This is a genomic window from Nostocoides vanveenii, assembly GCF_039531165.1.
In the GTDB taxonomy this organism is placed as follows: Bacteria; Actinomycetota; Actinomycetes; order Actinomycetales; family Dermatophilaceae; genus Nostocoides_A; species Nostocoides_A vanveenii.
The window spans coordinates 1-8,558 of the sequence record NZ_BAAAPN010000026.1; the positions used below are offsets into that span (position 1 = coordinate 1).

Genomic DNA, 8,558 nt, shown 5'->3' on the forward strand with positions numbered 1-8,558 from the left:
AGGTGCGCGTTGCCCGTCCCGGCGGCCTGGGTCGACCACGTCAACGTCCCGAGCGGGTGCTCGCCGACGCTGCCTACTCATCGCGAGAGAACCGGTCCTGGCTGATGAAGAAGGGCATCAACGCGACCATCCCGATCAAGGCCGACCAGGTCAGGAACCGGGCAGCCAAGGGCTCCCACGGCGGCCGACCACACCTGTTCGACCCCGTGATCTCTCGCGATCGCCACGCAGTCGAATGCGGTATCAACGGCCTGAAGCAATACCGCGCTTTGGCCACCCGCTACGACAAACTCGCCGTCCGATACGACGCAATAACCCACGTCGTCAGCATCAGCCGCTGGCTCAAACGACTTTCGTAACACGGCCTAGCAAGGTTTAGGCACGTCGAGCAGGGTAGAGCCTGCTCGACGTGCCCCAACCTTGCTAGCAGGGTTGGGACGGGGGCAGCCGCCAGCTGTCAGGCCTGCTTGAGCAACTGGACGTCCAGGACGATCTTGATCTTCTCGCTCACGAGCACGCCGCCGCCCTCGATGGCCGCGTTCCAGGCCAGGCCCCAGTCCTTGCGGTTGATCTCGGTCTCGGCCTCGAAGCCGGCCTTGGTGTTGCCCCACGGGTCAGCCTGCACGCCGTTGAAGTCGACCTCGAAGGTCACCGGCTTGGTGACGTCCTTGATGGTCAGCTCGCCGCTCAGTTCCTCGCCGTCGAACGAGGTGGAGACGAAGCGCATGGTCGGGTAGTTCTCGACGTCGAAGAAGTCCGCGCTGCGCAGGTGCGCGTCGCGGTCGGCGCTGCGGGTGTCGACCGAGGCCATGCCGACGGTGACGTCGACCGTGGACGCCGTGACGTCCTCGGCCACCGTGACGGTGCCGCTGACCTCGGGGAAGCTGCCGCGGACCTTGGTGACCATCAGGTGGCGGGCGACGAAGCCGACCTCGGTGTGGCTGGCGTCGACGGCCCAGGTGCCGGTGGGGAGATTCTTGATGCTGCTCATAGCTGCTCCTTGGGAGTCTCGGTGTGGCGGTGCCGACCCGATTGGCGGCCCTCCGAGCATGATCAATATTTCAACTATTAAGGCTTCTGTCAAATCGGGGGACGAGTCGGGGCAGAATAGGGGCCGATGAGCACCGAGACCCGTTGGTTGACGCCCCGGGAGCAGCGCGCCTGGCGCGCCTATCTGCGCGCCACCCGCCTGGTCGAGGTCGCGCTCGATCGCGATCTGGCCGTCCACGGCACGCAACTCTCGGAGTACGAAGTCATTTCCATGCTCTCCGAGGCACCCGGGGGCCGCGTACGGATGTCGAACCTCGCCGACATAGTCGTCCAGTCCCGGTCGCGGATCACGCATACGGCCGCGCGGCTGGAAAAGCGGGGCCTGGTGCGCCGCGAGGCCTGCGTCGACGACCGCCGGGGTGTCGAACTCGTCCTCACCGACGACGGCCGGGCGGCCATCGAGGAGATGGCCCGCCGCCACGTCGACTCCGTGCGAGCCAATCTGATCGACATCCTCAGCCCCGAGGAGTTCATCGCCCTCGGCGACAGCCTCCGAAAGGTGCGCGACGCCCTCGCCATAGAGGGTCAGGCCGGCGACGCCGACTGACCGCCGACCGCGTTGTCGGCGGCCCCTGAGAGACTGCCCGTATGCCGCCTAGTTACCCCTCCGACGCGCCCGCCTCCGAGGCGCTCTTCGCCCGCGCCAAGACGGTGGTGCCCGGCGGGGTCAACAGCCCGGTCCGCGCCTTCCGCAGCGTCGGGGGCACACCGCGCTTCATCACCAGCGCTCGCGGGGCCTATCTGATCGATGCCGATGGCCGGGAGTATGTCGACCTGATCGGCTCCTGGGGGCCGATGATTCTCGGGCACACCCACCCCGAGGTGCTCGCCGCCGTCACGGATGCGGCGTCGCGCGGCTTCTCCTATGGCACGCCGAGCGAGAACGAGGTCGCGCTCGCCGAGGAGATCGTCGCGCGGGTCGAGCCGGTGGAGCACGTCCGTCTGGTCTCCTCCGGCACCGAGGCCACGATGAGCGCCCTGCGGCTGGCCCGCGGTCTGACGGGCCGTTCGCGCGTGGTGAAGTTCGCCGGCTGCTATCACGGCCACGTCGACGCCCTGCTCGCGGCCGCTGGCTCGGGGGTGGCGACTTTCGGTCTGCCCGACTCCGCCGGGGTTCCGTCGAGTGCGGCGGCCGAGACGATCGTGCTGCCCTACAACGACATCGCCGCCCTGGAGGCGGTCTTTGCCGCCGACGGCGAGCACATCGCCGCGGTCATCACCGAGGCCGCCCCGGGCAATATGGGCGTCGTCCCGCCCGCACCCGGCTTCACCGAGGCGCTGCGCCGCGTCACCCGCGATCACGGCGCGCTGCTGATCAGTGACGAGGTGATGACCGGCTTCCGATGCTCGCGCTCCGGGTGGTATGGCCTCGAGGGCCCGTATGCCGCGGGCGCCCCCGACCTATTCACCTTCGGCAAGGTGATGGGCGGCGGCTTCCCGGCCGCAGCCTTCGGCGGTCCCGCCGCCTTAATGGCCGCACTGGCACCCGACGGCCCGGTCTATCAGGCAGGCACCCTCTCGGGGAACCCGGTCGCCACGGCGGCCGGCCTCGCGACGCTGCAGCGCTGCACGCCGGAGGTCTACGCCCACATCGACGCCGCCGCGCACACCATCGCCGACGCGGCGGCCGCGGCGTTGAGCGCGGCGGGCGTGCCGCATACCGTGCAGTGGGCGGGCAGCATGTTCAGCATCTTCTTCTGCGAGGGCCTGGTGCGCGATTACGACGACGCGAAGCGCACGTCCGCCCCGGCCTACGCCGCCTTCTTCCACGCCATGCTCGCCCAGGGCGTCCACCTGCCCCCGAGCGCGTATGAAGTGTGGTTCGTCAGCGCCGCCCACGACGCGGCGGCCGTGGACCGGATCCTCGCCGCCCTGCCCGCGGCCGCGTCCGCGGCCTCAGACGCGTTTGCGACAATCGCGCCATGACGCGCACGCTGGTCCATCTCGTTCGCCACGGCGAGGTGTTCAACCCGGAGAAGGTGCTCTATGGCCGCCTCGACGGCTACCACCTCTCCGAGCGCGGTCAGGCGATGGCCCGCGTCCTCGGCGACTACTTCGCCGACAACGATCTGAGCGTCGTCACCGCGTCCTCGCTGATCAGGGCCCGCGAGACGGCGGCCCCGATCGCCGAGCCCCACAGCCTGCCCATCGGCACCGATGACCGCGTCATCGAGGCGGCGAACACCTTCGAGGGACAGGTTGTCAGCCTCGGCAATTTCCTGCGCCCGAAGCACCTGGCCCGGATGTACGACGTCCGCACTCCCTCCTGGGGCGAGCCGTATGTCGAGATCGCGGCCCGCATGCAGGCCGCCATCGCCGATGTGCGCGACGCGGCCGAGGGGCACGAGGCCGTCATCGTCTCCCACCAGCTGCCGATCTGGATGGCCCGCTGCGCTGCCGAGGGCCGGCGGCTATGGCACGACCCGCGCAGCCGCGAGTGCTCGCTCGCCTCGGTGACCACCTTCGCCTTCGATGACGCCGACCTGGCCGCGATCTCGTATGCCGAGCCCGCCAAGCACCTGACCTCCGATTCCAGCGCGAGCGTCGGCGCATGACGGCGGCCGGGGGGAGTGGGGTCGCCCGATGGGCCGGACGACGGCGGGGAGCGGTGCTCGCCGTTACCCTCGTGCTGGCTCCCGGAGTCCTTGCGGCTTGCAGCAGTGACCCCAATTCCATTGGGGCACAAGCCAAACAGGGCGATCAGAAGAACTACATCTCCGGCAACGGCGCCGTCGAGCTCATTCCGCCCGACAAGCGCAGCGAGCCCGTTGTGCTCGACGGGACCACTCTCGACGGCGGCGCCTTCGCCAGTGCCGACAACCGCGGCAAGCTGCTGGTGATCAATGTCTGGGCATCGTGGTGCCCGCCCTGCCAGGCGGAGGCGCCCGACTTAGTCGCCGTCGCAAACGACCCGGCCATCGCAGCGAAGGCCGGGTTCGTCGGTGTGAACATCCGTGACTCGTCGCCGCAGACTGCCGCCGCCACGGCCAAGGCGTGGGGCTTGACCTATCCCTCGATTTCCGACCCCGGCGGGTTGAGTGCCCTCGCCCTGCAGGGCAAGGCGACGGCCCTGCCCTCGACGGTCGTGCTCGATGCCCAGGGCCGGATCGCCGCGCGCGTGCTCGGCTCGGTCTCGAAGTCCACCCTGACCGGCATGATCGAGGACGTCGCGGCGGGCGGCGCCGCCTCGTGACGCAGCTCGCCGGCGGGGCCGCGGACACCGTCGCCACGGGCGCGCTCCCCCTGGCGCTGCTCGTCGCGCTGCTCGCCGGACTGGTCTCCTTCGCCTCCCCCTGCGTGTTGCCCCTGGTCCCGGGCTTCCTCGGCTATGTGACCGGGGCCGCGCCGGACTCGCGCGTGCGACGGGCCGAGCAGAGCCGGGTCGTGCTCGGCACGCTGCTGTTCGTCCTGGGCTTCTCGGTGGTCTTCGTCCTCGAGGCGATGTTCGTCACGACCCTGGGCCGGGTCTTCCTCGAGCACCGTGTCCTGTTGATGCGCATCGGCGGGGTCGCGGTCATCGCCATGGCCTTGGTCTTCCTCGGGGCCGGCAGCCAGCGCACCGTCGCTCCCCGGTGGCGACCGCGAATGGGTCTGGCCGGTGCGCCTGCGCTCGGCGCCGTCTTCGGGATCGGGTGGACGCCCTGCTCCGGCCCGACGCTCGGCGCGGTGATCGCGCTCGCCACCGCAACCGATCCCAGCCTGCCGCGGGCCGTCGCCTTGGCGGGGGCCTATTGCCTCGGGCTGGGGCTGCCCTTCCTCGCGATCGCGACCGCCTGGGATCGTGCGGCACGCTTCAACGCCTTTCTGCGCCGCCACTCGCTGCTCATCCACCGCCTCGGTGGCGCGCTGTTGCTCGTGGTCGGGGTACTCCTGCTGACCGGGTGGTGGGATGGGCTGACGACGTGGCTGCGCATCCATACGGTCCTCGGATTCGAGGTGATCCTGTGACGACGGTGCGCGACCGGACGCAGGCGGCCCCCACGCTGCCCCGGCTCGGGCCGCTGGGCTGGGCGCGGTGGGCCTGGCGGCAACTGACGAGCATGCGGACGGCACTCTTCCTGCTGCTGCTGCTGGCGATCGCTGCGCTGCCCGGGTCGATCTGGCCGCAACGCTCGATCAACCCGACCCGGACGGCCGACTACATCGACGCCCATCCCAAGCTCGGTCCGCTGCTCGACCGGCTCGGGTTCTTCGAGGTCTATGCCTCGCCGTGGTTCTCGGCGATCTATTTGTTGCTCCTGATCAGCCTGGTCGGCTGCATCGTGCCGCGGACCAGGATCCACCTGACGCAGGTGCGGGCCCGCCCCCCGCGGGTGCCCGCGAACCTGGGGCGGTTGCCCGCGCATGCCCGCGTCGAGGTGGACGCGGAGCCGGCGGCGGCCGTAGCGAGTCTGCGGGCGGCGTACGGTCGCCGGTATCGCCTCGATGTGCGTGGCGAGACCATCGCCGCGGAGACGGGCTACCTGAAGGAGAGCGGCAATCTCCTCTTCCACATCGCCGTCGTCGGGGTAATCGTGGGGGTCGCTGCCGGCCACATTTGGGGCTGGAAGGGCGATGTGATCGTGCCGGTGGGCAACAGCTTCGCCGACACGATGGTCTCCTATGACACGCTCAGCCCCGGCCCACGGGCCGATCCCACCCAGTTGCCGCCGTTTTCGTTCACCCTCGACAAACTCGACGTCAGCTTCGAGGACCAGGTCACCGGCGCGGGGCAGTTCGGGCAGCCGCGCGACTTCACGGCCTATCTGACGACGACCGCCGAGCCGGGGGCGACGCCGGTCAAGCAGGTGCTCAAGGTCAATCACCCGGTGGAGATGGACGGCGCCACCATCTTCTTGCTCGGTAACGGCTATGCACCGATCGTCACCGTCAAGGACGCCCACGGTGCCATCGTGTATTCCGGGCCGACGGTGTTTCTGGCCCGCGACAACAACTACACCTCCTCCGGCGCGATCAAGGTGCCGGCGGCCACACCCAAGGAACTGGGATTCTTCGGCAACTTCCTGCCGACCGGGGTGATCACCGAGCACACCGGCCCGATCTCGGTCTTCCCCGATGTGCGCGACCCCAAGCTGGCACTGGGCCTGTATGAAGGCGTGCTCAACCCCAGCGGTCAGGCGTCGTCGGTCTACACGCTCAACACCAAGGAGATGACCCAGGTCAAGAGCGCCGACGGCAAAGACGTGCTGCGGCTGTGGCTCTCCCCGGGCGAGACGGTGACCTTACCGGGGGATCGCGGCTCGATCACCTTCGACGGCGTGACCCGGTGGGCCGGCTTGTCGATTCGGCACGACCCCGCCCGCAATCTGACCCTGGGCTCGGCCCTGCTGGCGCTCGGTGGGCTGATCGCGACCTTGCTGGTGCGCCGGCGGCGGGTCTTCGCGCGGGTCACCCCGCGCCCTCATGGCGGCTCGGTCGTCGAGATCGGTGCGCTGGCCAAGGCCGATGACGACGGGTTGCAGGATGTCGTTGACCGGCTGGCGGCGGCCGTGACCGGCGCCGGTCGGCCGCCTCGGTAGGAGTCGTTGCGCCCCGGCCGTGGGTTGTCGGGGGTGCGTGAGAGGATCGGGCCAATGGACGCGAACACCCTGGCGGAGTATTCCGTCATCAGCCTCTACTCGGCGATGGCGGTGCTCACGCTGTCGATGCTCGGCTTCGTCCTCTACCTCGCGCGCGCCGCGACGGCGCGCGACGACGCGCGCTCGGGCGCGGGCGTGCGGGCGGTCGACCGCGAGCTCGTCGAAGCTCGGCACGGCGCAGGGGGCGGCGGCGCCGAGGCATCCGTGCCGGACGCGACTGATGCCGTCAGTGCGGTGCCGGGCGTGGCGGGCGAACGGCATACGGGCGATGCGGGGCGGGCGGCCCGCAAGGCAGCGGGCTCCGCGCGGATGTTCGCCTGGCTCGCGACCCTCCTGCTCGCCGCGGCCGTGATCATGCGGGGCGCGTCGGTGCACCGGCCCCCGCTGGGCAATCTCTACGAGTTCGTGACGGCCGCGTCGCTGGTGGTCATGCTGGCGTTCTGTCTGTGGGGCCTGCGTCGCAATGTCGACTGGCTCGGCGTCTTCGTGACGGCTCCGGTGTTGCTCATGCTCGGGATGGCGGTGACGCTGTGGTACACCGAGGCGGCCCAGCTGCTGCCGTCCCTGCGGTCCTACTGGCTGGTCATCCATGTCACGGTAGCGACGATCTCGGTCGGTGTCTTCACGCTCGCCGCCATGGTCACCGTGCTCTATCTGCTCGCCGACCGGGCCGAGGCCAAGGCGGCGGCGGGGACTCCCGGCACCGGTATGGGTGCCCGGTTGATGCGGGTGCTACCCCGCGCCCGCGAGCTGGAGCGCCTCTCCTACGCCCTGCACGTGATCGCCTTCCCGCTGTGGACCTTCACCTTGATCGCCGGGGCGATCTGGGCGCGGCAGGCCTGGGCGTCCTACTGGAACTGGGACCCCAAGGAGGTCTGGACCTTTATCATCTGGGTTGTCTACGCCGCCTATCTGCACGCCCGGGCGACGACCGGCATCAGCAAGCAGCGCGCCGCCTATATCGCGCTCGCCGGGTTCGGCTGCATCATCGTCAACTACTCGATCGTCAACATGTACTTTGTCGGTCAGCACAGCTATTCGGGGCTCTAGATGGTCCGCTACACCCTCCTGCGTTTCCTCATCTTCTTCGGCTGCCTGGCCCTGCTGTGGCTGGTCGGGCTCCGGGCGCACGATCAGCGGCCCTGGCTGCTCGTCGGCGCCGCCGTGCTGTCGACCATGATCTCGTACTTCGCGCTGCGGCCCTTCCGGGAGCAGACCATCGAGAATCTCACCCGGCACGCCGAAGCGCGCGCCGCGCGGCATGGGGCAACAGATGAGGAGATCGAGGACCGCGTCGTGCAGGACTCGGACGCCGACTTCCGCTGACCACGTCGGTCTTTTGGTCGCGCGGTGCTGCCAACGGCCCGGGCGGGGCTGATCCGCCCCCGCGGCTGATCGCCCGTGGCGGCCGCGGTCGCGTGGTCGGCCGCGATCACCCGGCCGCAACTCCTCCCCTGGCGAGGGCGTGATCGCGCCGCGGCGACTGATCGCCAGGCGCGCTGATTCTCAGGCGCGACGGGCGGCCAGCAAGGTCGCGAGCACACCGCGCGCGAGGACTTGGGTCAGCGCGACCACAATGACCAGTCCGGTGAGCGAGCGCTCGTAGAGCCAGCCAACGGCGAGGCCGCCGACGATGGCGAATGCGCCCTGGATTCCGGCGAAGACCCCGTATGCCGTGGCCCGCTGCCCGGGGGCGACGAGGTCGGCGACCAGGGCCTTGATCGTCGAATCCTGGATCCCGACGGCGATGCCCGAGACAGCCAGCCCAGCCAGGGCCGGCGCGAGCCGGCCGGCGAGGGCGAGCGGTGGGACCAGCGCCACGAGCGGGGGGGTGTCCCTATGTTCGGTGTCAAGCGGCAGCGGCGGTGCGGGGCTGGTAGGGCTGGCGGTTGCGGAGCATGGCGTGTATGACGTCGCAGCGACGTCTGG

11 protein-coding genes are annotated in these 8,558 nt (G+C 69.9%); 9 read left to right on the forward strand and 2 right to left on the reverse strand.

Going from position 1 to position 8,558, the window contains the following annotated elements; translation table 11 throughout:
- Window positions 1-359: transposase (locus ABD209_RS04965; RefSeq protein WP_344062955.1), on the forward strand; the 359-nt coding region annotated here is incomplete at its 5' end.
- A 98-nt stretch (window positions 360-457) separates the two neighbouring features.
- Here ABD209_RS04965 and ABD209_RS04970 read toward each other — a convergent pair.
- Window positions 458-991 (reverse strand): YceI family protein, encoded by a 534-nt coding sequence (locus tag ABD209_RS04970; RefSeq protein ID WP_344062957.1) that lies wholly within the window; start codon window positions 989-991, stop codon window positions 458-460.
- Between the two features lie 126 nt (window positions 992-1,117).
- On the opposite strand from ABD209_RS04970, the gene ABD209_RS04975 reads away from it, so the two are divergent.
- From ABD209_RS04975 to ABD209_RS05010, 8 genes are read left to right on the forward strand one after another with little or no spacing between them, the layout of a single operon-like run.
- On the forward strand, window positions 1,118-1,597 hold the full coding sequence (locus tag ABD209_RS04975; protein ID WP_344062962.1) for a MarR family winged helix-turn-helix transcriptional regulator: 480 nt from the start codon (window positions 1,118-1,120) through the stop codon (window positions 1,595-1,597).
- 41 nt (window positions 1,598-1,638) lie between these two features.
- The gene (hemL, locus tag ABD209_RS04980) at window positions 1,639-2,976 is read left to right on the forward strand and encodes a glutamate-1-semialdehyde 2,1-aminomutase (protein WP_344062965.1); all 1,338 of its coding nucleotides are present in this window, start codon (window positions 1,639-1,641) and stop codon (window positions 2,974-2,976) included.
- Complete coding sequence (locus ABD209_RS04985; protein WP_344062968.1) at window positions 2,973-3,605, forward strand: histidine phosphatase family protein; 633 nt, start codon at window positions 2,973-2,975, stop codon at window positions 3,603-3,605. The genes hemL and ABD209_RS04985 overlap by 4 nt, the downstream gene beginning before the upstream one ends.
- Window positions 3,602-4,243, forward strand: a complete 642-nt coding sequence (locus ABD209_RS04990) for a TlpA family protein disulfide reductase (protein ID WP_344062972.1) — start codon at window positions 3,602-3,604, stop codon at window positions 4,241-4,243. Before ABD209_RS04985 ends, ABD209_RS04990 begins: the two co-directional genes overlap by 4 nt.
- Window positions 4,240-4,998 (forward strand): cytochrome c biogenesis CcdA family protein, encoded by a 759-nt coding sequence (locus ABD209_RS04995; RefSeq protein ID WP_344062975.1) that lies wholly within the window; start codon window positions 4,240-4,242, stop codon window positions 4,996-4,998. Before ABD209_RS04990 ends, ABD209_RS04995 begins: the two co-directional genes overlap by 4 nt.
- The gene (resB, locus tag ABD209_RS05000; RefSeq protein ID WP_344062978.1) at window positions 4,995-6,569 is read left to right on the forward strand and encodes a cytochrome c biogenesis protein ResB; all 1,575 of its coding nucleotides are present in this window, start codon (window positions 4,995-4,997) and stop codon (window positions 6,567-6,569) included. The genes ABD209_RS04995 and resB overlap by 4 nt, the downstream gene beginning before the upstream one ends.
- A gap of 54 nt (window positions 6,570-6,623) precedes the next feature.
- Window positions 6,624-7,679 (forward strand): c-type cytochrome biogenesis protein CcsB, encoded by a 1,056-nt coding sequence (gene ccsB, locus ABD209_RS05005; protein WP_344062981.1) that lies wholly within the window; start codon window positions 6,624-6,626, stop codon window positions 7,677-7,679.
- Window positions 7,680-7,955, forward strand: coding sequence for a DUF4229 domain-containing protein (locus ABD209_RS05010; RefSeq protein ID WP_344062984.1), 276 nt, complete (start codon window positions 7,680-7,682; stop codon window positions 7,953-7,955).
- A gap of 180 nt (window positions 7,956-8,135) precedes the next feature.
- On the opposite strand, the gene ABD209_RS05015 is transcribed toward ABD209_RS05010, so the two are convergent.
- On the reverse strand, window positions 8,136-8,450 hold the full coding sequence (locus tag ABD209_RS05015) for an MFS transporter (protein WP_344062987.1): 315 nt from the start codon (window positions 8,448-8,450) through the stop codon (window positions 8,136-8,138).
- Between the last annotated feature and the right edge of the window lie 108 nt (window positions 8,451-8,558).

What these genes read in the sequence shown, in the direction of transcription:
- ccsB (WP_344062981.1), top strand. Translation starts at nt 6,624, where the DNA reads ATGGACGCGAACACCCTGGCGGAGTATTCCGTCATCAGCCTCTACTCG.
- ABD209_RS04990 (WP_344062972.1), top strand. Translation starts at nt 3,602, where the DNA reads ATGACGGCGGCCGGGGGGAGTGGGGTCGCCCGATGGGCCGGACGACGG.
- ABD209_RS04985 (WP_344062968.1), top strand. Translation starts at nt 2,973, where the DNA reads ATGACGCGCACGCTGGTCCATCTCGTTCGCCACGGCGAGGTGTTCAAC.
- hemL (WP_344062965.1), top strand. Translation starts at nt 1,639, where the DNA reads ATGCCGCCTAGTTACCCCTCCGACGCGCCCGCCTCCGAGGCGCTCTTC.
- ABD209_RS04975 (WP_344062962.1), top strand. Translation starts at nt 1,118, where the DNA reads ATGAGCACCGAGACCCGTTGGTTGACGCCCCGGGAGCAGCGCGCCTGG.
- ABD209_RS05010 (WP_344062984.1), top strand. Translation starts at nt 7,680, where the DNA reads ATGGTCCGCTACACCCTCCTGCGTTTCCTCATCTTCTTCGGCTGCCTG.
- ABD209_RS04970 (WP_344062957.1), bottom strand. Translation starts at nt 991, where the DNA reads ATGAGCAGCATCAAGAATCTCCCCACCGGCACCTGGGCCGTCGACGCC.